Here is a 23,641-nt window from a genome sequence, read left to right as displayed (position 1 = left end):
GGGGCGGTCGGAGGCTCAGCCTGCGAACCAGCGCACCGGCTTCGGCGCGAGGTTCTGGTACACGTGCTTGGCCTCGCGGTACTCGGCGAGCCCCGAGGGCCCCAGCTCCCGGCCGATGCCGGACTTGCCGAAGCCGCCCCACTCCGCCTGCGGCAGGTAGGGGTGGTAGTCGTTGATCCACACGGTGCCGTGGCGCAGCCGCCCGGCGACCCGGCGCGCCCGGCCCGCGTCCTTGGTCCAGACGGCGCCGGCGAGCCCGTACTCGGTGTCGTTGGCGAGGGCCACGGCCTCGTCCTCGGTGCGGAAGGTCTCGACGGTGAGGATGGGCCCGAAGGTCTCCTCGCGGACGACCTTCATCCGGCGGTGGCAGCGGTCCAGCACGGTCGGCGCGTAGAAGTAACCGGTCGCCGGGCGCACCGCGTTCGGCTCGGGCCGGACGCCGCCGCTGCGCAGCACCGCGCCCTCGTCGAGCGCGGAGGCGACGTAGGCCTCCACCTTCGCCAGCTGCTGCGCGGAGACGAGGGGGCCGCACTCGACGCCCTCCTCGGTGCCGCGGCCGAGGCGGATGCGGTCGGCGCGGCGGGCGAGTTCGGCGACGAACCGCTCGCGCACCGACTCCTCGACGATGAGCCGGGCACCGGCCGAGCACACCTGGCCGCTGTGGATGAAGGCCGCGTTGAGGGCCTGGTCGACGGCGGTGTCGAAGTCCTCGTCGGTGGCGCAGGCGTCGGCGAAGACCACGTTGGGGTTCTTGCCGCCGAGTTCGAGCGCGACCTTCTTCACGCCGGGCGCGGCGGCCTGCATGACCCTGGTGCCGCTGGCGAGCCCGCCGGTGAAGGAGACGAGATCGACGCCCGGGTGCTCGGAGAGCCGGGCGCCCACCGGGTCGCCCGCGCCGGTCACCAGGTTGGCGACACCGGCCGGCAGACCGGCCTCGGCGAGCAGCCGGATCAGGTGCACGGTGGACAGCGGCGTCACTTCGCTGGGCTTGATCACGAACGTGTTGCCCGCGGCCAGCGCCGGGGCGATCTTCCAGCTGGCCTGCAGCAGCGGGTAGTTCCACGGCGTGATCAGCGCGCAGACGCCGACGGGCTCGTGGACGACGACGCTGTGCACGTCCGGGGAGCCGGTGTCGACGACGCGGCCGCCGCTCTCGTTGATGACGAGATCGGCGAAGTAGCGGAAGGCGTTGGCGACGTCGTCGACGTCGACACGTCCCTCGGCGAGGGTCTTGCCGGTGTCGCGGCTCTCGGTGAGCGCGATCTCCTCGCGGTCGCGCTCCAGGAGCTCCGCGACCCGGCGCAGCACACGGGCGCGCTCGGCGACGGGGGTGTGCGGCCAGGTGCCCTCGTCGAAGGCGCGGCGGGCGGCTTCGACGGCGGCGTCGGCGTCGTCGGCACCGCCTTCGGCCACGACGGCAAGCGTCTTGGCGTCGGCGGGATCGAGCACCTCCCGCTGCGCGCCGGATGCGGCGGGGCGCCACACGCCGTTCACATGGACGGTCTCGGCTGACGACATGACCTTGCTGCCCTCTTTCCCTGTTCGGCGATCAACGGGTGGCGCCTTACCGGGAGGCGGCGACTTATGCGTCGCCGTTCACAAAGAGTGATGCGTGTCACTTCGTGTTACGGGTGTGCCGGGGCCCTCCGCCCCCGGTTGTCTGCGGGCCGTCCGTGGCTGGTCGCGCCCACGCGGCGGAGCCGCACAATGTCACCGCCCCGCGCCCCTTACGGGGCGCGGTCCCTCAGCTCGTGCAGTAGCCAACAGGGCAGAACCCCGTCACCACCCTCCGGAAGATCTCCTGGTGCGGCACCCAGTCCGCCGCCGGCCCGCCCACCAGCAGCGCGTACCGGTTCCGGTCCGGCGCGGTGTACGCGTAGATCACGACGCGCCGCGCGCTCCCGTCGTCCCGCGTGTACGTGTACTCGAACTGCGCCGCATCCCCGCTCAGCCGCATCAGGGCGATCCGCTGGTAGCCGGGGTTGCCGGAGACGTCCTTCTCCGTCGCCGACAACGCCCCGTACGAGTCCACGCCGGACTCCGTCATCCGGAACACCTGGATCACGCTGCGGTCGTCCGCCGGCTTGTAGAAGACACTGCTGCCGCTCGTGGACCGCAGCCACCCCGCCGGCACGTCCAGCCGGAACCCGGCCGGGTCCTGGGTCCGCACGTACCCGGCGGCCGTCGACGCCGGGGCGGACGGCGGCGGCGTCCCGAAGGTGCCCGGCGCCGGCGTGCTCGCACCCGGCGCCACCGACGACGGCACCGACGACGGCACCGCTTCCGGGTGCCCGCCCCCGCCGCCGTCGTCCCGCACCAGGGACCACACCCCGACGCCCAGGCCGCCCGCGAGGACCACCCCGGCCACCGAGGCGGCCAGGACGGACGCGTGCGAGCGGCCGGCCGGGGGGCGGTCCCCCGGCAGCCGGTCCGACGGCTCCTGCGGCGGGCCCTCCACCCACTCCTGGCGATCGGCATCCCAATGGCTCATGTGCCTCGCCGCCTCACGCCAGTAACGAGGTGATCGCCTGGACGAGGGTCACCGCCGACGCGAGCCCTCCGGCGGCCGTGGCCCCGGCGCTCAGCAGGGACCTGAGCCGTTCGAGCCGGGGGCGCCCGGTGCGGCCCGTGCGCCACGCCTCCTCGCGCAGTCCGGCCAGTTCGGCGTCGACCTCGTCGATCCGGTCCCCGTCGGTACGGGCGAGCAGCGGCAGGTCCTGCTGCACCAGCCGTACGGCGTCCAGGAGTTCCGGGGTGACCAGGAACAACTGCCGCGAGGCGTCCACCGCTTCGGCCCGCTCGCCCGCGGCGACCGCACCCCCGCTCATCTCGCCGACGGCAACGCCCCCTTCGGCGGGCACCTCGGCGGGCACCGGCGTCCCGGACGGTCCGGCCGGCACCTGCGGCCCGACCCGCTCCGAGCGGTCCTCCGCCTTCGCGCCCTTCCCACTGGCGGCCGCGCCGCCCGTCATCCGGCCGATGGAGATGCCCCCGCCGGAACCGCCGCCGTCCTGCTGCCCGTTCATCGCCCCCCGCTTCCTGTCGTGCTCTTGGCCTCGGCCCCGGCGCCGACGGCGACCGCGCCGCCGCTCATCGAGCCGATGTACGTGCCGCCTTCGCTGATCTGCACGATCTGCTGCTCGAACTGGTCGGTCTGGTAGCCCTGGGAGCGCAGCGCCTCCCGGACCCCGCTCGCGATGCGGTCCTGGACCGTCTTCACGTAGCGGCTGATGTCCATCTCCTGGAACAGCGACACCCGCTCCACCCCGGCCAGTTCCCGCACCGAGTCGGCCGGCCCGTCCGGCACGGCGCGCTGCGGGTCGTGGAGCCAGGTGCGGAAGCCGCAGACCGCCGAGCGGACCGTGGAGACCGCGGCCGCGAACCCGGCGGCGGGCGCGCTCAGCAGCGCGCGCAGGCCGTCGCGCAGCAGGTCCTCCTCGCCGCGCCCCGCGATCACGTCGACCGCCCGGAACTCGGGCCGGATCGGCGTCAGGACGTGCGGCACGACCTCCAGCACCAGCATCCCGCCCTGCGTGTGCACCCGGACCAGCACGGAGACGACGACCTGCTCGTCCCACGCGCCGATGCGCACCCGCAGGAAGTACCGGCGGCCCTCGCCGCCCTCGTCGACGGAGTCGTCCAGGTGCCGGCGCACCGTCAGGTCGGTGTAGTCCACCGCGAACCGCTGCGGGCCGACGGGCAGATAGACGAACTCCTCGATCTCCAGGTCCTTCAGCCGGTCCCGGCTGGTCGCGGCGGCGGCCTCGCGCAGGGCCTCCAGCCGCGGCCGGATCAGGTCGACGACGAGCCGTCCGGTGAACGGCACCGTCCCCGCCGCCCCGTTCGCACCCGCCGCGCCACCGGCGTGCTTCGCCCGCTTGAGCTCCAGGGCGAACGACCAGGGCTCGTACGGGCGGCCCATGCCGATGAAGGGGCGGGAGGGGTCGTAGATGGTGAGCCCCGCGTACTGTTCGCGGGCGATGGCCTCGGCGATCCGCCGGTGGTAGGCGCTCGTCGGGAAGGCCCGGGGCTGCCGATCGAAGCTCTGCCGGCCCAGCTCGTCGCGCATCACGGCCGCCACGCGGGTGCGGTGGTTCCACACGGGCAGCACCAGCAGCAGCGGGAAGATCACGGCGGCCCAGTCGTTCACCCCGAAGGCGAGCGCGCCGAGCGCGAGGACCCAGTAGCCGAGCGACAGCAGCGGCGGCAGCACGGGCAGGGCCGCACGCAGGGCGCGCAGGGCGCCGCTGCCTTTGAGGGCCTGGCGCAGAGTGCGTCTGTCGACGACGTAGACGGACGAGCCCCGCCCGGCGGCCGCCTGGACGCCCCAGTGCAGGAAGCACACCCCGGCGTACGCCCCCGCCCAGACCGGCGCCCCGCCGGAGACCGCGTCCACGAAGACGAATACCAGCCAGAGTGCCAGGAGCAGGAGTGCCGTCTGCGTGTCCTGCCTGCGGGCGCGCAGGGCGTGGCCGAGGACCGGCACGATGTCCACGCCCAGCGAGGGGGCGATGGGCCGTTCCTCGTGCTCGACCAGCTCCTCGATGACACGACGGCGGAAGTCGATGTCGAGATAGGTCCCCGCACAGAGCAGCCTGGTGGCCTCGCTGCGGGAGTCCTGTTGAGCGGAGTGATTCACGGGTCCCCCGATCCGTCGAACTCACTTGCGGATTACATGAGTTGACGTACTTTCGGAAGAACTCAGAATAAGCCGAACGGCCCGCCATCGACCCCTCCCGGGAGCAGATGACGGGCCGATTCTCGTCCCGTACGTACGTACCGCGCTACGCGTGTACGAATCCGTCAGGTTGTTCAGATGAGGCCGAGGCCGCGGACGGCGTCGCGCTCCTCCACGAGCTCCTGCACCGAGGCGTCGATGCGGGCGCGGGAGAACTCGTTGATCTCCAGGCCCTGGACGATCTCGTACTTGCCGTCCTTGCAGACCACCGGGAAGGAGGAGATGAGGCCCTCCGGGACGCCGTAGGAGCCGTCCGAGGGGATGCCCATGGAGGTCCAGTCGCCCGCGGCCGTGCCGTTGACCCAGGTGTGGACGTGGTCGATGGCGGCGTTGGCGGCGGAGGCGGCCGAGGAGGCGCCACGGGCCTCGATGATGGCCGCACCGCGCTTGGCGACGGTGGGGATGAACGCGTCGGCCAGCCACTGCTCGTCGTTCACGACCTCGGCGGCGTTCTTGCCGGCGACCTCGGCGTGGAAGATGTCCGGGTACTGGGTGGCGGAGTGGTTGCCCCAGATCGTCAGCTTCTTGACGTCGGCGACGGAGACGCCCGCCTTCTTCGCCAGCTGCGTGACCGCGCGGTTGTGGTCGAGGCGGGTCATCGCGGTGAAGCGCTCGGCCGGCACGTCCGGCGCGGCGGCCTGGGCGATGAGGGCGTTGGTGTTGGCCGGGTTGCCGACGACCAGGACCTTGATGTCGTCCGCGGCGTGGGCGTTGATGGCCTGGCCCTGCGGCTTGAAGATGCCGCCGTTGGCCTCCAGCAGGTCGCCGCGCTCCATGCCCTTGGTGCGGGGGCGGGCGCCGACCAGCAGCGCGACGTTGGCGCCGGCGAAGGCGACGTTCGGGTCGTCGGAGATGTCGATGCCGCGCAGCAGCGGGAAGGCGCAGTCGTCGAGCTCCATCGCGGTGCCCTCGGCGGCCTTCATGCCCTGCGGGATCTCCAGCAGGCGCAGCTTGACCGGCACGTCCGCGCCGAGGAGCTGACCGGAGGCGATGCGGAAGAGCAGCGCGTAGCCGATCTGACCGGCCGCGCCGGTGACGGTGACATTGACGGGAGTGCGGGTCATGGCGATCTCCTGCTGCAAAACGGCGGTGGGTGTCCCTGCCCAAGGTGATCTCTCGGTGTCAAGAGATCCGGCGTCAGGCTATCCGACCCGGCCGCCGCTCCGCGGCCGACCCGGTGTGGGACGCCTCACCGTCTGCCACGGGGGCTCCTGGGTACGGCGCGCCCCGTCAGGGGCGCGGGGAACTGCGCGACCGGCCACGACGCGCCCGCAGATGACATGCCGTGCCGTCCCCGGGGCTTCGCCCCGGACCCCGGGGCAGTGCGTCGACTGCGGGCCGTCAGGGGCTGGTCGCGCAGTTCCCCGCGCCCCTTACGGGGCGCTCGGCACCGTGCACCCCTTGCGCCCCGAGACCAGCGTCACGCACGCGGTGGCCTGGCGCGGCCCGTCGGCGGGGACCATGTTCGTGTGGGCGTCCGTGCCCCGGTCCACCCGGCCGCGCTCGGTCCGCGCCGGGGTCGCGGCGTCATTGCTTATCCGCAGGGAGTCCCCCGGCACGGCCTGCGTCAGACGCGCCCAGGCGGCGCTGCAGACCTTGCTGTAGCGGACCTCGACGTACGAGGTGCCGACCGTCGTGGAACCGGCCGTCGTCGCATGCCGGCCCCCGCAGCCCATGGTCTCCGGGTCCTTGCCCGCGCACTCCGCGCCCGTGCACTTCACCCCGGCGGGCGCCGGGGCCGGACTGCTGCTGACGCTCGGCGAGGTGAGCGGTCCCTCGGCCTTCTTCCCGCCGTCGTCGCCCGAGCCGAGCAGCAGCACCGCGGAGACGATCACCAGCGCCGTGCCCACTCCGCCGAGGGCGAACAGCACCGCCGTACGCCGCGGCGAACGGCCGCCGTTACGGCCGCCCTTGCCCACGGGGATGGCCCGCGCCCGGACGTCCGGCGAGCCGCCGGGACGGGACAGCAGCCGGCCACGCCTCCCGGACCGGCCGGCATCGGCCTGCGGCTGGGGGCTCTCCTCCGGCCCGTCCGCACCGACGGGCGGGTCCGCCGTCGCCGCGGCCGTCGCCGCCCCCGCCGTGCGCAACGCACCCTCGCTGCGCAGGGCGGAGCGGATCCGCCTGCCGCCCCCGGACCTCCTGCCGCGGCCCGCCTCCTCGGGAGGCGGGCCGAACGCGCCCAGCGCGGCCCGCGCCTCGGCGACCTTGATCGCCTCCATCGTCACGTCGTGCCGCAATTCCGAGCGGCTCCAGGAGCGCTCGGCCAGCTCCCACATCGTGCCGAGGTGGCCCGGGTCGGCGCCCGTGGCCTCGGCGAGCGCCTCGGCGGCGCCGCGCGGCGGCAGCAGACGGCCGTTCAGATAGCGCTCCCAGGACGTCTTGCTGTAGCCGGTGCGGTCCGCGACGGCGGCGATGCTCAGGCCGCTCCGCTCCACGAGTCTGCGCAGCTGTTCGGCGAACTCGCGTACCTGCGGATCGAGTTCCTCCGGTAGCGCCCTCCAACGAGGCATTGCCCTCCCCTGTCCCCCGATGCGAACGGTCGTCTCCCCCGTGCCGCTGTGCTTCCCCCTCCACAGCCTCGGTTCCGGCTACCCAGGGGGATGGCACAACTCAGCATGTCAGTTCCCAACAGGGCGGCGCACGGTGGCATTTGGGGTTGATCAAACTCGCCGGTCGCACGCCCCCGGGGGCGCGTCGCGTCACCGGGTGGTGACATTCGCCCGGGTTTTGGTACGGAATGCGGACCTCGTACCGGAACGGTCACTTCCGGGCCACAGCACACCGACCGGCCTTGAACCGGATTCCCGTTTTCATGATCCTCAAGGACGAGCGGCGGCCTGTCCTCCCACGGGGGTGGAGGACCGGTCGCCGGCTCTCCTCCACTCCCTTTCCTACCCGCGCACCGCCGAAGTCAAAGCACGGCTCACGACAGGCTCTTCTTGAGGCCCTCCTCCAGCGCGGCCAGGAACTCCTCGGTGGTCAGCCACGGCTGCTCGGGGCCGATCAGCTGGGCCAGGTCCTTCGTCATCCGGCCGCGCTCGACGGTCTCGGTGCACACCCGCTCCAGCGTCTGCGCGAACCCGGTCACCTCGGGGGTCCCGTCGAGCCTGCCCCGGTGGGCCAGGGCGCGGGCCCAGGCGTGGACCGAGGCGATCGGGTTGGTCGAGGTCTCCTTGCCCTGCTGGTGGCGGCGGTAGTGGCGGGTGACGGTGCCGTGCGCCGCCTCCGCCGCGACGGTCCGGCCGTCCGGGGACATCAGCACCGAGGTCATCAGGCCCAGCGAGCCGAAGCCCTGCGCGACGACGCCGGACTGCACGTCGCCGTCGTAGTTCTTGCACGCCCAGACGTAGCCGCCCGGCGACCTCAGCGCCGCGGCGACCATGTCGTCGATCAGCCGGTGCTCGTAGACCAGCCCCTTGGCCTCGAAGTCCGCCCGGAACCCGGCGTCGAAGACCTCCTGGAAGAGGTCCTTGAAGCGGCCGTCGTACTTTTTCAGGACCGTGTTCTTCGTGGACAGGTAGACCGGGTAGCCGCGCTCCAGCCCGTAGCGGAACGAGGCCTTCGCGAAGTCGCGGACCGAGTCGTCCAGGTTGTACATCGCCAGCGCCACGCCCGGGCCCGGGAACTCGTACACCTCCAGCTCGACCGGCTCCGAGCCGTCCTTCGGGGCGAAGGCCAGGGTGAGCGTGCCCGGGCCCGGGACCTTGAGGTCCGTCGCGCGGTACTGGTCGCCGAAGGCGTGGCGGCCGACGACGATCGGCTTCGTCCAGCCCGGGACCGGGCGGGGCACGTTGCTCACGATGACCGGCTCGCGGAAGATCACCCCGCCGAGGATCGAGCGGATGGTGCCGTTGGGCGAGCGGTACATCGCCTTGAGGTTGAACTCCTCGACCCGCGCCTCGTCCGGCGTGATCGTCGCGCACTTCACGCCGACGCCGTGCTCGGCGATGGCGTGCGCCGCGTCGATCGTGACCTGGTCGTTGGTGGCGTCGCGGTGCTCGATGCCCAGGTCGAAGTACTTCAGCTCGACGTCGAGATACGGCAGGACCAGCCGGTCCCTGATGAACTGCCAGATGATGCGGGCCATCTCGTCGCCGTCGAGCTCGACGACCGGGTTGGCAACCTTGATCTTCGTCATGAGCGGACCGTCCCTCTCACGCAGCCGGGGTCCCCCGCCGGGAGGCAGCGCCCCTCCCGCTCCCGGGGCACCAGGGGGCCCGGGAGGCGGGGAAGGAACACCTCGCCCTCAAGATACGCACACCTACTGCACGGTGAAGTGCAGGACGTCGTCCAGGAAGGGGATCTTCAGCCAGGCGTGCGGCTGGGCCATCAGGGCCAGCAGCACGATCGCCACGCCCAGCCCGCCGTACGTGAACAGGTCCGTGAACCGCGAGCGCACCGCCAGCATGCCCACCGAGGGCAGCATCCAGCGCAGCACCGCGCCGCCGATCATCGCCAGCCCGATGATGATCGCGCCGACCCGCCAGGCGTCGAGGGCGACGACCAGCAGGCCCAGCCCGGTCCCCGCCATGACCGCCAGCAGCGGCCACTGCCGCGCGGGCGCGGGGGCGCCGCCGGGCGCGGCGCGCCCGCCGCCCTCGGGGCGCGCAGTGTCCTGCGTGAGCCGGGGCGGACGGCGGGAACCCTGCTTGGCGGCCTCGGCGGACTTGGCAGCCTTGGCGGGCTTGGCGGGCTTGTGCTCGCCGGCCCCGGAGGCGGAGCCGGAGCCGGACTCAGCCTGCATGGTCGATTCCGGCGGCACGCTCGGCGGCCTCCACGACGTTGACCAGCAGCAGGGCGCGCGTCATCGGGCCGACGCCGCCCGGGTTCGGGGAGATCCAGCCGGCCACCTCGGCCACGCCCGGGTCCACGTCGCCCTGGATCTTGCCCTCGCCGTCCCGGCTGACGCCCACGTCCAGGACCGCCGCGCCCGGCTTGACGTCCTCCGGCTTGATCAGGTGCCCGACGCCCGCGGCGGCCACGATGATGTCCGCCTGGCGCAGCTGCGCCGACAGGTCGCGGGTGCCGGTGTGGCAGAGGGTGACGGTGGCGTTCTCGGTCCTGCGGGTCAGCAGCAGCCCGATGGACCGGCCGACGGTGATGCCGCGGCCGACGACCACCACATGCGCGCCGTTGACCTCGACGTTGTGACGGCGCAGCAGCTCGATGATGCCGTTCGGGGTGCAGGGCAGCGGGCCGGTCTCGTTCAGCACCAGGCGGCCCAGGCTCATCGGGTGCAGGCCGTCGGCGTCCTTGGCCGGGTCCATCAGCTCCAGGACGCGGTTGGTGTCGATGCCCTTGGGGAGCGGGAGTTGGACGATGTACCCCGTGCACTCGGGGTTCTCGTTCAGCTCGCGGACGACCGCCTCGATCTCCTCCTGGGTGGCCGTCGCGGGCAGTTCGCGCTGGATGGAGGCGATGCCCACCTGCGCGCAGTCGCGGTGCTTTCCGGCCACGTACCACTTGCTGCCGGGGTCGTCGCCGACGAGGAGAGTGCCCAGGCCGGGCTGCACGCCCTCGGCCTTCAGCGCCTCCACACGGACGGTGAGTTCGGACTTGATCGCGGCCGCGGTGGCCTTGCCATCGAGAATCTGGGCGGTCATGGCCCCATCCTCGCGGATGGGACGGCCCGGGTTCCACTCAGGTGGCCTGCGCCTACGATGTCGGCCGTCACAGCCCCACCGCTCGAAGGATCCAGGTGACCCACCCGCCCTACCCCCCGTACCCGCAGCAGCCGGCCGCGCCGGGGTACCCGCCCCAGCCCGGGGCCTACCCGCCCCCGCCGGGTGCGCCGTACCCGCCGTTCCCCCAGCAGCCCGGCCCGTACGGCCAGATGCCGTACGCCGCGCCGCAGCGCCCGCCGCTGGCGGGCTGGTGGTCGCGCGTGGGCGCGGTGGTGCTCGACGGCCTCATGCTCAGCGTGGCGCCGATCGTCTTCGGCGTCATCGGCGCCGTGGTGATGGCCTCGTCCCGCACCTGCACGGCCGACAGCTACGGCATCCAGACCTGCGGCCCCTCGAAGGCCGGACTGGGCACGGGCATTGCACTGATTGCCCTCGGCTACCTGATCTCCCTGGTCTTCGGTTTCTGGAGCCTGCACCGCATGGGCAAGACCGGTCAGACGCTCGGCAAGAAGGCGCTGGGCATCGCCGTCCTGCGCGAGCGCGACGGCATGCCGATCGGCTTCGGCGCCGCCTTCGGGCGTCACCTGTGCCACTTCTTCGACGGCGCCGCCCTCTACCTCGGCTACCTGTGGCCGCTGTGGGACGCGAAGAACCAGACCTTCGCCGACAAGATGGTGGGCACGGTCGCCGTCCGCGTGCGCTGAGCGCGTCCCCGCGCCCCGAAAGGGGCGCGGGGAACTGCGCGACCAGCCACAGACGGCCCGCAGCCGAAGTACCGCACCCCCAGGGGAGCGCGAGCGCTCAGTGGAAGAAGTGCCGCGTACCCGTGAAGTACATGGTCACCCCGGCCGCCTTCGCGGCCTCGACCACCTGCTCGTCACGGACCGAACCACCCGGCTGCGCAACGGCCTTGACGCCCGCGGCCGTGAGCACCTCCAGCCCGTCCGGGAACGGGAAGAACGCGTCCGACGCGGCGTACGAGCCGCGCGCCCGCTCCTCGCCCGCGCGCTGCACGGCCAGCTTGGCGGAGTCGACGCGGTTGACTTGGCCCATGCCCACGCCGACGGTCGCGTTGTCCTTGGCCAGCAGGATCGCGTTGGACTTCACCGCGCGGCACGCCTTCCACGCGAACGCCAGCTCGGCCAGCTCGTCGGCGGACAGCGGCTCGCCGGTGGCCAGCGTCCAGTGCGCCGGGTCGTCGCCCTCGGCCTGCAGCCGGTCCTTCACCTGCAGCAGCAGCCCGCCCTCGACGGGCCGGACCTCCTTGACCGCGCACGGGGCGTCGGCGCAGCGCAGCACGCGGATGTTCTTCTTGCGGGCCAGGACCTCGACCGCGCCGTCCTCGTAGTCGGGGGCGACGATGACCTCGGTGAAGATCTCCGCGACCTGCTCGGCCATGGCCACCGACACCGGGCGGTTGACGGCGATGACGCCGCCGAACGCCGACAGCGGGTCGCAGGCGTGGGCCTTTCGGTGCGCCTCGGCGACGTCCGAACCGGTCGCGATGCCACAGGGGTTGGCGTGCTTGATGATCGCGACGCAGGGCTCGTCGTGGTCGTACGCGGCCCGGCGGGCGGCCTCGGTGTCGACGTAGTTGTTGTACGACATCTCCTTGCCGTGCAACTGCTCGGCGGAGGCCAGGCCCTTGCCGCCCTCGTCGGTGTAGAGGGCGGCGGGCTGGTGCGGGTTCTCGCCGTAGCGCAGCACATCGGCGCGGGCGTAACCGGCGCCGACGAACTCCGGGAAGCCACTGTCGTCGGCAGCGGCGTAGTCGGCGGCGAACCAGTTGGCCACGGCCACGTCGTAGGCGGCGGTGTGCTGGAAGGCCTGCGCCGCAAGGCGCTTGCGCTGCGCGAGGTCGAAGCCGCCGGCCGCGACGGCCGCGAGGATGTCGTCGTAACGGGCCGGGTCGACGACCACGGCCACGGACGGGTGGTTCTTGGCGGCCGCGCGGACCATCGACGGGCCGCCGATGTCGATCTGCTCGACGCACTCGTCCGGGGTGGCGCCGGAGGCGACGGTCTCCCGGAACGGATAGAGGTTGACGATCACGAGCTCGAAGGGCGCGACGCCCAGCTCGGTGAGCTGCTCGCGGTGCGCGTCGAGGCGCTGGTCGGCGAGGATGCCCGCGTGGACGCGCGGGTGCAGGGTCTTCACACGCCCGTCCAGGCACTCGGGGAAGCCGGTGAGCTCCTCGACCTTGGTGACCGGGACGCCCGCCGCGGCGATCTTCCCGGCCGTCGAGCCCGTCGAGACGAGCTCGACGCCCGCCGCATGCAGGCCGCGGGCGAGCTCCTCCAGCCCCGTCTTGTCGTAGACGCTGACCAGCGCGCGGCGGATGGGCCGCTTGGTGCCTTCGGCGGTCACGGGATTCACTGGATCCGTACCTTTCGTCCCTCTATGCGGTAGCCGTGCCGGGCCAGTCGGCCCACGACTTCGACGAGCAGCTGTCGCTCGACTTCCTTGATCCGCTCGTGCAGCGCGGATTCGTCGTCCTCGTCCCGGACCTCCACCACGCCCTGCGCGATGACGGGTCCGGTGTCGACGCCCTCGTCGACGAAGTGGACGGTGCAGCCGGTCACCTTCACCCCGGACGCGAGCGCGTCGCGCACGGCGTGGGCGCCGGGAAAACTGGGCAGCAGAGCGGGGTGCGTATTGACCGTCCGCCCGCCGAACCGGGCCAGGAAGGCCTTCCCCACGATCTTCATGAAGCCGGCGGACACCACCAGGTCCGGCTCGTACCCGGCCACCGCCTCGGCGAGCGCGGCGTCCCAGGCCTCCCGCGTGGGGTGGTCCTGCACCCGGCAGACGAAGGTGGGCAGCCCGGCGCGCTCGGCGCGCTCCAGCCCGGCGATGCCGTCCCGGTCGGCGCCCACGGCCACGATCCGCGCGCCGTAGCCGTCCGGATCGGCGTCGATGGCCTCGATCAGGGCCTGCAGGTTCGTACCGGAACCCGAGACCAGCACGACGAGGCGGGCAGGACGTCCAGCAGGGGCAGCCACGGTGGGGCCCTTTCTCGCGGGGCGGGACAACTGGTTTGTATGGACGTACGAAAAGGAGAGGCTCCCCGATACGGGGATCCCTACGAAGCCGACGGCCGCCAGCAACGATACCGGCACACCGCCCGGCCCCCACGGGACGGGGGCACGCACGGGAGGTAGCGTCTGCAAGCGGACGCTTCACGCACGCCGCCGTAGGCTCGAAGTGCAGGACGACGAGACCAGGGGAAGACACACTCCACATGCCGGACCGACGCCGCCACGCGGCTCACCGCCCCCCGCTGCCCGCCGCGCACGCGTTCCGCATGCCGCACGACCGCCAGGCACCGCCCTCCGCGGACCAGCAGGACGACAACCCCTTCGCACCCCCGCCCGAGGGCCGGGCGGACCGCCCCTGGCAGCCGCGGCGGCAGTCGCCGGGGGCCTCGGGGACACCCTCCGGGGACGACGGCTCCTCCGGCGACGGCCCCCAGGACCAGCCCACGGGCTGGGGCAGCCAGTGGAGCAACCGCCAGCCCGGCCGCCACGACGGCGGCTTCGGCGGCGGCCCCGGCGGCGGCCCGCAGGGCCCGCTGCCCGGCGGCAACGGCGGCCTGCGCTGGGACCCGACGGACCCGGCCCAACGGCGCGCACGCTACGCCCTGTTGGCGGGCATGTGGGGCTTCTTCTTCGCCCTGTTCAGCATCCCGCAGGTGGCCCTGCTGCTCGGCGCGCTCTCGGTCTACTGGGGCATCAGCTCGCTGCGCGCCAAGCCGAAGCCGCGCGACCCGGACGCCCCGCCGCCCCCGCCGGGCGGCTTCCGCCCGCAGACCACGGCGGCCGTGAGCGGCCTGGTCACGGGCGGCCTGGCCCTGGTGATCGTGGCGACGACATTCGCCTTCCAGCTGGTGTACCGGGACTACTACACGTGCGTGGACGACGCGCTGACGCAGACGTCCCGCCAGTCCTGCGAGACCCACCTGCCGAAGCAGCTGCGCCCGCTGCTGGAGGTGCAGGACTAAGGCTCCGCCCTGGCGCCTGTGCGTCGACTGCAGGTCGTCAGTGGCTGGTCGCGCCCCCGCGGCAGAGCCGCATATGCGAACAGCCCCGCGCCCCTACGGGGCGGCGTCCCCGTCCTGCGGCTCGAAGTCCGGCATCAGTCCGCCGCCCGACTCCTTGAGCGCGGCCCACCGCACCCGCCGGGACCCGGTCTCGTGCCACGCCTCCGCCGGCGGCCCGTGGTACGAGGCCGAGAACACCGACCCCGGAATCGGCACCGCCCCGTGCGTCGTCGCCTTGCGCCGGCGGCCCCGGAACACCCGCTTCGGCTGCGGCTTGGCCCGCCGCCGTCGCGCGGGCGGGGACACGTCCGCCTCCGTCCCCTCCTCCTCTTCCGCATCCGCTTCGGGAGCCGCCGAGGCGGCGGCCGCCGCCTCCTCCACCGTCGGCTTCAGCGGCAGCGTCTCCGATGCGTACGCGTACGTCACGGCCGGGCCGTCGGCCCCGCCCCCGACCGCGAAGCCGAACCACGCCGCGGTGGCGCGGTAGACCCGCACCGGCCACACCGGCCGCCGCTTGGCCCGCGCCCTGGCCCGCGTCCTCGGCGGCGCCGGCACCGCCCCGTCCACGGCCTCCGCCGCAGGCGCCCCGGCACCGCGCTCCGCCCTCCGCCGCAGCCACCGCAGCACCAGCGCACCCGGCACCCCGACCGAGGCCGTCCACATCAGCGCCGCCTCCCCCGTGTGCAGGCACGACGGGCCGAAGCGGGTGAGGACGGACGTGCCGAGGGAACCGGCCGAGGCGTACGCCAGCAAGGTGACCACCACCGAGCAGAGCACCGCCCCGAGCGCGGCCGTCACGGTCACCTCGCGGCGTCCCGCCACCACCGGCCGCCCCGGCACCGCGGCATGGGCGACGGCCGCCCCCGCGGCGACCGACAGCACCACCGTGGCCACCACCGCCGGCGCCCCCGCGGCCCCCGGCCCCGGCAGCGCCGCGAGCAGGGGGAAATGCGGCAGCGCGGGGTGGTGGCTCTGCACGGCGAGCGGCGCGACCACACTGCCCGTGCCGGCGCCGAACCCGGCCCCCAGCACGTACGCCACCGCCCAGACCACGGCGTTGGGCAGCAGCACGAAACTCAGCAGCCCCACCGACACCCGCCCGGCCCAGCCCGCCGCGATCTGGGCGAAGGCCTCCCGCACCCCGCCCGCGTGCACGGCCAGCGACACGGCGACGACCAGCATCCCCTCGGCGAGCAGCGCGGCGGTGCCGACGGCAGCGGTCCACAGGATCGCGATCACGCGCCGGCGCGTGAACCAGCGGCGCACCCATCCGGGCACCGCGTCCACCACGCGCCGTGCACGGCCGGCCGGCGACCAGGCCGGCCACCCCGCGGCCGCCCACATCCCGGCAGCCGCGAACAGTGCGGCGAAGAGCGGCAGATGGAGCAGGGCGCTCAGCGGCGAGACGTGCACGGGGGACGGGGCGGCGTAGAGCGCGGCCGCGGTGCCCACGAACAGGTAGCCGCCCAGGTAGACGCCGAGCGCCGTGCGCACCGGGAGCCGGGTGGCCGGAGCGGGGTCAGGGGCGGGCGAGGAAGGCGCTTCCGCCTCTTCGGTCCCGGCGGCCTCGTCCGCGTGCATGAGGTCCTCCACGCAGACGAACCTGCCGTCCTCCTCCTCTTCCGGCGGCTCGTCGGAGACGGGCTCCAGCGCGTGCCGCGCCGTGCGGTAGAGCAGGGTGCACGGCACCAGCGAGAGCAGCAGCGGCGTCAGCCCGACGGGGGCGGGCGCGCCGGACAGCGTCTCGGTCCGTACGAGCTCGGCGCCGTGCGCCAGCAGCCACAGGTCGGCGGCGACGCGCAGCGCCCCCGTGGGCCCGCTGTCGGGGTACGGGGAGATGATCCACAGCATCAGGACGCCCACGGCGAAGGCCCCGAGCCCCAGCCCCGCGGCGACCACTCCGCCGAGGAAGACCGTGCTCACCGCGGACTGGCCGCGCAGGGCGGGCCGTTGGCGCGACGGGAACAACGGGCCAGGGTCGGCGTAGTGGGTCACGAGAGACATGCTGCCAAGAACGCGGCTTTGGTCCGGGTATCGGTCACATGACCGTCGTGTCGCGTTCGCAGGCCCTCACCACGGCCGCGAGCACCGGAAACGGCCGTGGGCCCGCACCCCCAGGCAGGGGTGCGGGCCCACGAATCGACCGTGCGGCCGAAGCGGCGGAGGGTCAGCCGGCGAGGGCGGCGCGCGCCAGGCGGGCCGTCTCGGACGGGGTCTTGCCGACCTTCACACCGGCGGCCTCAAGGGCCTCCTTCTTCGCCTGGGCGGTACCGGACGAGCCGGACACGATGGCACCGGCGTGGCCCATCGTCTTGCCCTCGGGCGCGGTGAAACCAGCCACGTAGCCGACGACCGGCTTGGTGACGTGCTCCTTGATGAAGTCCGCGGCCCGCTCCTCGGCGTCGCCGCCGATCTCGCCGATCATGACGATCAGGTCGGTCTCGGGGTCGTCCTGGAACGCCTTCAGCGCGTCGATGTGCGTGGTGCCGATGACCGGGTCGCCACCGATGCCGACGCAGGAGCTGAAGCCGAGGTCCCGGAGCTCGTACATCATCTGGTAGGTCAGCGTGCCGGACTTGGACACGAGACCGATGCGGCCGGGCTTGGTGATGTCGCCCGGGATGATGCCGGCGTTGGACTGGCCCGGGGTGATCAGACCGGGGCAGTTGGGGCCGATGATGCGGGTCTTGTTGCCCTTGGCCTTGGCGTACGCCCAGAAGGCGGCCGAGTCGTGGACGGCGATGCCCTCGGTGATGACGACGGCCAGGCCGATGCCCGCGTCGATCGCCTCGACGACCGCGGCCTTGGAGAAGGCCGGCGGGACGAAGACGACGGTGACGTCGGCACCGGTCTTCTCCATCGCCTCGGCGACCGAGCCGAAGACGGGGACCTCGGTGCCGTCGAAGTCGACGGAGGTGCCGGCCTTGCGCGGGTTGACGCCACCGACGATGTTGGTGCCGTCAGCGAGCATGAGCTTGGTGTGCTTCATGCCCGTGGAGCCGGTCATGCCCTGGACGATGACCTTGCTGTCCTTGGTGAGGAAGATAGCCATGGTGTGCTGTGACCTCGTCCCTTACTTCGCAGCCGCGAGCTCGGCGGCCTTGTCGGCCGCACCGTCCATGGTGTCCACGCGCTGCACCAGCGGGTGGTTGGCGTCGGAAAGGATCTTGCGACCCAGCTCCGCGTTGTTGCCGTCGAGGCGCACGACGAGCGGCTTGGAGACGTCCTCGCCCTTGTCCTTCAGGAGCTGGAGCGCCTGGACGATGCCCTTGGCGACCTCGTCACAGGCGGTGATGCCGCCGAAGACGTTGACGAAGACGGACTTGACGTCCGGGTCGCCGAGGATGATCTCAAGACCGTTGGCCATGACCTCGGCCGAGGCACCGCCGCCGATGTCGAGGAAGTTGGCGGGCTTGACGCCGCCGTGCTTCTCGCCGGCGTAGGCGACGACGTCCAGGGTGCTCATGACGAGACCCGCGCCGTTGCCGATGATGCCGACCTGGCCCTCGAGCTTGACGTAGTTGAGGTGCTTCTCCTTGGCGGCGGCCTCCAGCGGGTTGGCCGCGGCCTTGTCGACCAGCTCCTCGTGGCCCGGCTGGCGGAAGTCCGCGTTCTCGTCCAGGGAGACCTTGCCGTCGAGGGCGATGACGCGGCCGTCGGCGACCTTGGCGAGCGGGTTGACCTCGACGAGGAGGGCGTCCTCGGCGACGAAGGTCTTCCACAGGGTCACCATGACCTCGGCGACCTGCTCCGCGACCTCGGCCGGGAACTTCGCCTGGGCCACGATCTCGCGGGCCTTCTCGATGGAGACGCCCTCGTTGGCGTCCACCGGGACCTTCGCGAGCTTCTCGGGGGTCGTGGCGGCGACCTCCTCGATGTCCATGCCGCCGGCGACCGACGCCATGGCCAGGAAGGTGCGGTTGGTCCGGTCGAGGAGGTACGAGACGTAGTACTCCTCGGCGATCTCCGGAGCGGTCTCGGCGATCATGACCTTGTGGACCGTGTGGCCCTTGATGTCCATGCCGAGGATGTCCGTCGCGCGGGCGACGGCCTCGTCCGGGGTGGCGGCCAGCTTCACGCCGCCGGCCTTGCCGCGGCCGCCGACCTTCACCTGAGCCTTGACGACCGACTTGCCGCCCAGCCGCTCAGTGGCCTCGCGCGCCGCCTCAGGCGTGTCGATGACTTCACCGGCCAGCACCGGTACACCGTGCTTGGCGAAGAGGTCCCTCGCCTGGTACTCGAACAGGTCCACGCGCGTCAGTCCCTTTTCCATGGATATCGCGGTTCGTTGTCTGCGCGGGCGTGCCGCGGGGCAGCGTGAGGACGCGATCTATTACGAGGGCGGCACACGATCACCGTTGACGCGGCATGTCCGTCTCGCAGGTTATCCCCGCCGGAGGGGCGGCCCTAAATCGCAGCTCACACTCCGGCCGTGATTAGCCTCACAGGCGGAGGCGTCATCCGGACTCGGGTATCGGCAGCGCACGCTTCTCCAGGGCCGCCGCCATCACTTCGGGAAAGAGATCCGGCGTACAGGCGAAGGCGGGGGCGCCGAGGGCCGCCAGGGCCGCCGCGTGCTCGCGGTCGTAGGCGGGGGCGCCCTCGTCGGAGAGCGCCAGCAGGGACACGAACTGCACTCCGGAGGCCTTCATGGCCGCCACCCGTTTGAGCATCCCGTCCCGGATCCCGCCCTCGTAGAGATCACTGATGAGGACCACGACCGTTTCGGCCGGGCGGGTGATGCGGGACTGACAGTAGGCGAGGGCGCGGTTGATGTCCGTGCCGCCGCCGAGCTGGGTGCCGAAGAGAACGTCCACCGGATCGGCCAACTGGTCGGTGAGATCCACGACGGAGGTGTCGAAGACGACCAGACGGGTGTCGAGCGCCCGCATCGAGGCCAGGACGGCGCCGAAGACCGAGGCGTAGACGACGGAGGCGGCCATCGAGCCGGACTGGTCGATGCACAGCACCACCTCCTTGCGCAGGGACTGCGCCGCACGCCCGTGGCCGACCAGGCGCTCGGGGACGACCGTGCCGTGCTCGGGCAGGTAGTGCTTGAGGTTGGCCCTGATCGTGCGGTCCCAGTCGATGTCGCGGTGGCGGGGGCGGGCGACGCGGGAGGAGCGGTCGAGCGCGCCCGTGAGGGTGGCCCGGGTGCGGGACGACAGGCGCCGCTCCAGGTCCTGGACGACCTTGCGGACGACGGCCCGCGCGGTCTCCTTCGCCGTCTCGGGCATGGCCCGGTCGAGAGAGAGGAAGGTGCCGACGAGATGGACGTCCGCCTCGACGGCCTCCAGCAGCTCGGGCTCCAGCAGCAGGGCGGACAGGCCGAGCCGCTCGATGGCGTCGCGCTGCATCACCTGGACGACTGACGTCGGGAAGTACGTACGGATGTCCCCCAGCCAGCGGGCGATCCGCGGCGCGGAGCCGCCGAGCCCGGCGCCGCGCCGGGTGCCGTCGGCCCGGTCCTCGCCGGAGCGGTCGCCGTAGAGGGCCTGCAGGGTGCGGTCCATGGCGGCGTCGGTGCCGGCGAGGGCGCAGCCGGTGCCGTCGGCGCCGCTGTCGTCGCCGAGCACGAGGCGCCAGCGGCGCAGCCGCTCGGCGGTGGCGGTGGCGGTGGCGGTGGCGGTGGCGGTGGCGGTGGCGGTCATCGTGGCGTTCATCGTGGTGCTCCCCCGGTGAATGCTGGTGAGGCGTCCTCTTCTGTCCGGGCGTCGAGGCCCAACAGCAGGCGCAGCGTGGGCAGGACGGCCGCCGCGCGTGCGGCGTCGAGCTCCGGGCCGAATCCGGGCATGCCGTCCCCGGCCGGTGCCGGTGCGCCCGTGCTGCCTCTGCGGATCAGCTCGCCGAGGGTGCGGCGCACCCCTGGTTCGTAGGCGGAGAAGGTGCGGCGCAGCAGGGGCAGGATGTCCGTGAACGCATCCGGTGGCACGCCGGTGAGCCAGGTGTCGACGAGGGCGAGGAGCCGCTCGTCGTGGACGAGGAGCATGCCGCCGGAGCCGCCGCTGCCGGTGAACCCCTCGATCCAGGCGGCAGCTTCGGCCGGGGCCGCGCCGGCGGAGAGCGCAAGACTCATGAGCCGGGCTGCCTCGCCCTCGGGGAGCCTCCCGTCGTCCAGCAGCAGCCGGACGGCCCGGCCCTTGATGCCCCCGGGCAGGTGCTCGCGGGCGGCGAGGGTGCCGAGGACGGCGGCCCAGCGCTCACGCAGCGGCTCCTTGCCGAGCAGGCCGACGGCCTGGTGCACCGCATCGACGTGCCCCCGCATCTCCGCCGCCGCATCCGCGTCGAGCCCTGCGCAGGCGGCGGGGAGCCCGATGAAGACCCGCTCGGCGATCCCCTCGGCCACCTCGCCGAGAGCAGCGGTGCCGGTGCGGCGGACGTCCCCGTAGCGCACGGAACGGACCAACGCGGGCAGGGCCCGGGCCAGTTGGCCCACGTCCGTGTCGAGCGCGGCCCGGTCGGCTAGGGCGCGCATGACCACCGGGAGGGCGTCGGGGAGCCCGGCGAGCAGGCACTGCTCGGCCAGCGCCGTGACCTCGGCGAGGCTGCCGGACTCGCGGGCCAGGGACTCCGCCTTGGCCGTGGCCGCGCCCTCCACGGTCGTGCCCCAGATGCCGGCCTCGGCGACGCGAACGGCCGACTCGGGCTCCCAGCACAGCCGCCAGGTCTCCCGGAAGGTGCCGAGCGAGCCACGCGAGCGCACGGGCTCGCCCCAGTCGACGCCGAGCAGCCGCAGGCGGTGCAACAGTCTGCTGCGGGCCGCGTCGTTGTCGGTGCGCAGGTCGAACTCGCGCTCGCGGACGGCGGCTTCGGGCTTCAGCCGAAGGCTGCGCTGCAGGCGGTCCAGGTCGCGCTGGAGGGGCACGGCCGGCGCGGAGTCGGGGACTTCGCCGAGCACGTCCCCGATGACGAGGCGGTCCCGCACGAGGGCGAGCGGCACGTCGGACCCGTCGCACATCACCGCGCGCACGGCGTCGGTCGTCTCGGCGAGCCCGGCCAGCGGGCGGCCGCGCATCGCGGCGAGGGTCCCGGCGAGCCGTACGGCCTCGATGACATGGGCCGAGGAGACGGGGCGGTCCTCCTCGCGCAACAGCCGGGCGACCGTGGTCATCCAGCGCTCGACCACCCGGTCGGGCGCATGGAAGAGATGCGCGTACCAGCCGGGCGAGGTGATCCCGGCGCCGTAGCCGCTGCGCCGGGCCAGCCGCCGGTGCGTCCACGGCACCCAGCCGATCGCCGCCTTGACCTTGGGCAGCCCCTTGAGCAGCTGCCGGTCGGACGCCACCGTCCGTTTCTCGGCGAGGGCCGGCACGTGCCAGGCGCCGCAGACGACGGCGACACCGTCCCCGAACTCCCGCCGCGCCTCGCGGAGTTTCAGCCGCATGTGCGCTTCACGCACGGCATCCCGCGCACCGACGGGACCACGGCCCGCCCGCAGCTCCGCCATGGCCTCGGCGAGGGCCAGGAAAGGCGCCAGCGCATCGCCGCCGGCGCCCCCCTCTCGCCGGTGTTCGACGGCGTCCTCCCACCAGACCTCGGCATCGCCGTACCCGGCGGCTGCGGCGAGCGCACCGAGGGGGTCGTCCCGACCGGAGGGGCCGGACGCCGGGGCGGCGTTCCGTGCCCCGTAAGGGGCGCGGGGAACTGCGCGGCCGGCCACGGACAGCCCGCAGCCGAAGTACCGTACTTCCGGCGGAGCGTTGAGGCGCTCCGCACCGGACACCTCCTCCTCACCGAACGCGAGCGAAACAGCCGCCGGAAGGTCGATGAAGCGCACCGGCACGTCGTGGGACAGGGCCCATCGCAGGGCCACCCATTCCGGGGAGAACTCGGCGAGCGGCCAGAAGGCGGCGCGGCCTGGGTCGTCGGTGGCGTGGGCGAGCAGGGCCACGGGCGGGCGCATCCGCGGGTCCGCGGCGAGGTGGGCGATCGCGTCCGCCTCGGGCGGGCCCTCGATCAGCACGGCGCTCGGCCGGCACCGGTCGAGTGCCGCCCGCACGGCGCGGGCCGAGCCCGGGCCGTGGTGGCGTACGCCCAGCAGGGCGGGGGCCGTGGTCATGCGGACACCTCGCGGCACGCGCGGTAGAAGTCCTTCCAGCCGTCCCGTTCGCGGACGACCGTCTCCACGTACTCCTGCCAGACCAGCCGGTCGGCCGCCGGGTCGCGGACGACCGCGCCGAGAATGCCCGCGGCCACGTCGCCGGCGCGCAGCACTCCGTCGCCGAAGTGTGCGGCGAGCGCCAGGCCACCGGTGACGACGGAGATGGCCTCGGCCGTGGAGAGCGTGCCCGAGGGCGACTTGAGCTTGGTGCGGCCGTCCGTGGTGACCCCGTCGCGCAGTTCGCGGAAGACCGTGACGACGCGCCGGATCTCGTCCGCCCCGTCGGGCGCGGCCGGCAGGTCGAGGGCGCGGCCGAGCTGTTCGACGCGCCGGGCGACGATGTCGACCTCGGCCTCGGGGGTCTCCGGCAGGGGCAGGACGACGGTGTTGAAGCGGCGGCGGAGCGCGCTGGAGAGTTCGTTGACACCGCGGTCGCGGTCGTTGGCGGTGGCGATGAGGTTGAAGCCGCGAACGGCCTGGACTTCTTCGCCGAGTTCGGGGACGGGCAGGGTCTTCTCGGAGAGGACGGTGATGAGCGAGTCCTGGACGTCGGCCGGGATGCGGGTGAGCTCCTCGACGCGGGCGGTCAGGCCCTCGGCCATGGCACGCATGACGGGGCTGGGCACGAGCGCTTCGCGGCTGGGTCCGTGGGCCAGGAGGCGGGCGTAGTTCCAGCCGTAGCGGATGGCCTCCTCGGCGGTGCCCGCGGTGCCCTGCACCAGGAGGGTGGAGTCGCCGCTGACGGCGGCGGCGAGGTGCTCGGACACCCAGGTCTTGGCCGTGCCGGGCACGCCGAGCAGGAGCAGCGCGCGGTCGGTGGCGAGCGTGGTGACGGCAACTTCCACGATGCGGCGCGGGCCCACGTACTTGGGCGTGATCACGGTGCCGTCGGGCAGCGTGCCGCCGAGCAGGTATGTGGCCACGGCCCAGGGCGACAGGCGCCAACGGGCGGGCCTGGGACGGTCGTCGGCGGCCGCGAGCGCCGCGAGCTCGGCCGCAAAGGCGTCCTCGGCGTGCGGGCGCAGGGCCTGGGTCCGGGCCTGGGACCCGGTGGAAGGCATGGTGGCGGCTGGGATTCCGGACACGGTCACAAGTCCCCCTCGTCGTGCGGTTCCGGGATGCGTGAACCACCCTGC

19 protein-coding genes are annotated in these 23,641 nt (G+C 73.1%); 2 read left to right on the top strand and 17 right to left on the bottom strand.

Annotated features, from left to right (window positions below; genetic code table 11):
• Window positions 1–15 precede the first annotated feature (15 nt).
• From ACWD4B_RS09670 to ACWD4B_RS09630, 9 genes are all read right to left on the bottom strand, one after another.
• Window positions 16–1,518: an aldehyde dehydrogenase family protein gene (locus ACWD4B_RS09670; RefSeq protein ID WP_451420255.1), complete on the bottom strand. Its 1,503-nt coding sequence runs from the start codon at window positions 1,516–1,518 to the stop codon at window positions 16–18.
• 226 nt (window positions 1,519–1,744) lie between these two features.
• Window positions 1,745–2,491 carry a hypothetical protein gene (locus tag ACWD4B_RS09665; protein ID WP_451420254.1) on the bottom strand — a complete coding sequence of 249 codons (747 nt, stop codon included), beginning with the start codon at window positions 2,489–2,491 and terminating at the stop codon, window positions 1,745–1,747.
• Window positions 2,492–2,504: 13 nt separating this feature from the next.
• The gene (locus ACWD4B_RS09660) at window positions 2,505–3,026 is read right to left on the bottom strand and encodes a hypothetical protein (protein ID WP_451420253.1); all 522 of its coding nucleotides are present in this window, start codon (window positions 3,024–3,026) and stop codon (window positions 2,505–2,507) included.
• Window positions 3,023–4,639, bottom strand: a complete 1,617-nt coding sequence (locus tag ACWD4B_RS09655) for a hypothetical protein (RefSeq protein ID WP_451420252.1) — start codon at window positions 4,637–4,639, stop codon at window positions 3,023–3,025. The genes ACWD4B_RS09660 and ACWD4B_RS09655 overlap by 4 nt, the downstream gene beginning before the upstream one ends.
• Before the next feature lie 173 nt (window positions 4,640–4,812).
• A complete protein-coding gene (locus ACWD4B_RS09650; RefSeq protein WP_451420251.1) occupies window positions 4,813–5,802 on the bottom strand; it encodes a malate dehydrogenase in 990 nt (329 codons plus the stop codon).
• A gap of 309 nt (window positions 5,803–6,111) precedes the next feature.
• Window positions 6,112–7,251 (bottom strand): helix-turn-helix domain-containing protein, encoded by a 1,140-nt coding sequence (locus ACWD4B_RS09645; RefSeq protein ID WP_451420250.1) that lies wholly within the window; start codon window positions 7,249–7,251, stop codon window positions 6,112–6,114.
• Between the two features lie 413 nt (window positions 7,252–7,664).
• Window positions 7,665–8,879: an NADP-dependent isocitrate dehydrogenase gene (locus ACWD4B_RS09640; protein WP_451420249.1), complete on the bottom strand. Its 1,215-nt coding sequence runs from the start codon at window positions 8,877–8,879 to the stop codon at window positions 7,665–7,667.
• 123 nt (window positions 8,880–9,002) lie between these two features.
• Entirely contained in the window at window positions 9,003–9,485 is a 483-nt protein-coding gene (locus ACWD4B_RS09635; protein ID WP_451420248.1) for a DUF3017 domain-containing protein, read from the bottom strand.
• Complete coding sequence (locus tag ACWD4B_RS09630) at window positions 9,475–10,344, bottom strand: bifunctional methylenetetrahydrofolate dehydrogenase/methenyltetrahydrofolate cyclohydrolase (protein WP_451420247.1); 870 nt, start codon at window positions 10,342–10,344, stop codon at window positions 9,475–9,477. The genes ACWD4B_RS09635 and ACWD4B_RS09630 overlap by 11 nt, the downstream gene beginning before the upstream one ends.
• Before the next feature lie 95 nt (window positions 10,345–10,439).
• Here ACWD4B_RS09630 and ACWD4B_RS09625 point away from each other — a divergent pair, with 95 nt between their 5' ends.
• Entirely contained in the window at window positions 10,440–11,069 is a 630-nt protein-coding gene (locus tag ACWD4B_RS09625; RefSeq protein ID WP_451420246.1) for an RDD family protein, read from the top strand.
• A gap of 97 nt (window positions 11,070–11,166) precedes the next feature.
• Here the strand turns inward: ACWD4B_RS09625 and purH are convergent, their stop codons facing one another.
• Window positions 11,167–12,732: a bifunctional phosphoribosylaminoimidazolecarboxamide formyltransferase/IMP cyclohydrolase gene (gene purH / locus ACWD4B_RS09620; protein ID WP_451420245.1), complete on the bottom strand. Its 1,566-nt coding sequence runs from the start codon at window positions 12,730–12,732 to the stop codon at window positions 11,167–11,169.
• A 5-nt stretch (window positions 12,733–12,737) separates the two neighbouring features.
• Complete coding sequence (gene purN, locus ACWD4B_RS09615) at window positions 12,738–13,367, bottom strand: phosphoribosylglycinamide formyltransferase (protein ID WP_451420244.1); 630 nt, start codon at window positions 13,365–13,367, stop codon at window positions 12,738–12,740.
• A 239-nt stretch (window positions 13,368–13,606) separates the two neighbouring features.
• Between purN and ACWD4B_RS09610 the strand changes: the two genes are divergently transcribed.
• Window positions 13,607–14,365, top strand: a complete 759-nt coding sequence (locus tag ACWD4B_RS09610) for a hypothetical protein (protein ID WP_451420243.1) — start codon at window positions 13,607–13,609, stop codon at window positions 14,363–14,365.
• Window positions 14,366–14,458: 93 nt separating this feature from the next.
• Here ACWD4B_RS09610 and ACWD4B_RS09605 read toward each other — a convergent pair whose 3' ends face one another.
• The 6 genes from ACWD4B_RS09605 to ACWD4B_RS09580 all read right to left on the bottom strand — a co-directional run bounded on the left by ACWD4B_RS09605 (window position 14,459) and on the right by ACWD4B_RS09580 (window position 23,596).
• Window positions 14,459–16,408: a cell division protein PerM gene (locus ACWD4B_RS09605; RefSeq protein WP_451420242.1), complete on the bottom strand. Its 1,950-nt coding sequence runs from the start codon at window positions 16,406–16,408 to the stop codon at window positions 14,459–14,461.
• Between the two features lie 163 nt (window positions 16,409–16,571).
• Window positions 16,572–17,456, bottom strand: coding sequence for a succinate--CoA ligase subunit alpha (gene sucD, locus ACWD4B_RS09600; protein ID WP_336414779.1), 885 nt, complete (start codon window positions 17,454–17,456; stop codon window positions 16,572–16,574).
• A 21-nt stretch (window positions 17,457–17,477) separates the two neighbouring features.
• Window positions 17,478–18,656, bottom strand: coding sequence for an ADP-forming succinate--CoA ligase subunit beta (sucC, locus tag ACWD4B_RS09595; protein ID WP_451420267.1), 1,179 nt, complete (start codon window positions 18,654–18,656; stop codon window positions 17,478–17,480).
• 205 nt (window positions 18,657–18,861) lie between these two features.
• Window positions 18,862–20,067 carry a VWA domain-containing protein gene (locus tag ACWD4B_RS09590; protein WP_451420241.1) on the bottom strand — a complete coding sequence of 402 codons (1,206 nt, stop codon included), beginning with the start codon at window positions 20,065–20,067 and terminating at the stop codon, window positions 18,862–18,864.
• Window positions 20,064–22,463: a DUF5682 family protein gene (locus ACWD4B_RS09585; RefSeq protein WP_451420240.1), complete on the bottom strand. Its 2,400-nt coding sequence runs from the start codon at window positions 22,461–22,463 to the stop codon at window positions 20,064–20,066. The genes ACWD4B_RS09590 and ACWD4B_RS09585 overlap by 4 nt, the downstream gene beginning before the upstream one ends.
• Complete coding sequence (locus ACWD4B_RS09580; RefSeq protein ID WP_451420239.1) at window positions 22,460–23,596, bottom strand: ATP-binding protein; 1,137 nt, start codon at window positions 23,594–23,596, stop codon at window positions 22,460–22,462. Before ACWD4B_RS09580 ends, ACWD4B_RS09585 begins: the two co-directional genes overlap by 4 nt.
• Window positions 23,597–23,641: the final 45 nt, after the last annotated feature.

It is taken from the genome of Streptomyces sp. NPDC002536 (genome assembly GCF_053594995.1).
The sequence above is the reverse complement of the archived record's forward strand: the minus strand, read 5'-3'. Positions and strand labels throughout refer to the sequence as shown.

What these genes read in the sequence shown, in the direction of transcription:
- ACWD4B_RS09670 (WP_451420255.1), bottom strand. Translation starts at nt 1,518, where the DNA reads ATGTCGTCAGCCGAGACCGTCCATGTGAACGGCGTGTGGCGCCCCGCC.
- ACWD4B_RS09665 (WP_451420254.1), bottom strand. Translation starts at nt 2,491, where the DNA reads ATGAGCCATTGGGATGCCGATCGCCAGGAGTGGGTGGAGGGCCCGCCG.
- ACWD4B_RS09660 (WP_451420253.1), bottom strand. Translation starts at nt 3,026, where the DNA reads ATGAACGGGCAGCAGGACGGCGGCGGTTCCGGCGGGGGCATCTCCATC.
- ACWD4B_RS09650 (WP_451420251.1), bottom strand. Translation starts at nt 5,802, where the DNA reads ATGACCCGCACTCCCGTCAATGTCACCGTCACCGGCGCGGCCGGTCAG.
- ACWD4B_RS09645 (WP_451420250.1), bottom strand. Translation starts at nt 7,251, where the DNA reads ATGCCTCGTTGGAGGGCGCTACCGGAGGAACTCGATCCGCAGGTACGC.
- ACWD4B_RS09640 (WP_451420249.1), bottom strand. Translation starts at nt 8,879, where the DNA reads ATGACGAAGATCAAGGTTGCCAACCCGGTCGTCGAGCTCGACGGCGAC.
- ACWD4B_RS09635 (WP_451420248.1), bottom strand. Translation starts at nt 9,485, where the DNA reads ATGCAGGCTGAGTCCGGCTCCGGCTCCGCCTCCGGGGCCGGCGAGCAC.
- ACWD4B_RS09630 (WP_451420247.1), bottom strand. Translation starts at nt 10,344, where the DNA reads ATGACCGCCCAGATTCTCGATGGCAAGGCCACCGCGGCCGCGATCAAG.
- ACWD4B_RS09610 (WP_451420243.1), top strand. Translation starts at nt 13,607, where the DNA reads ATGCCGGACCGACGCCGCCACGCGGCTCACCGCCCCCCGCTGCCCGCC.
- ACWD4B_RS09605 (WP_451420242.1), bottom strand. Translation starts at nt 16,408, where the DNA reads ATGTCTCTCGTGACCCACTACGCCGACCCTGGCCCGTTGTTCCCGTCG.
- sucD (WP_336414779.1), bottom strand. Translation starts at nt 17,456, where the DNA reads ATGGCTATCTTCCTCACCAAGGACAGCAAGGTCATCGTCCAGGGCATG.
- ACWD4B_RS09590 (WP_451420241.1), bottom strand. Translation starts at nt 20,067, where the DNA reads ATGAACGCCACGATGACCGCCACCGCCACCGCCACCGCCACCGCCACC.
- ACWD4B_RS09585 (WP_451420240.1), bottom strand. Translation starts at nt 22,463, where the DNA reads ATGACCACGGCCCCCGCCCTGCTGGGCGTACGCCACCACGGCCCGGGC.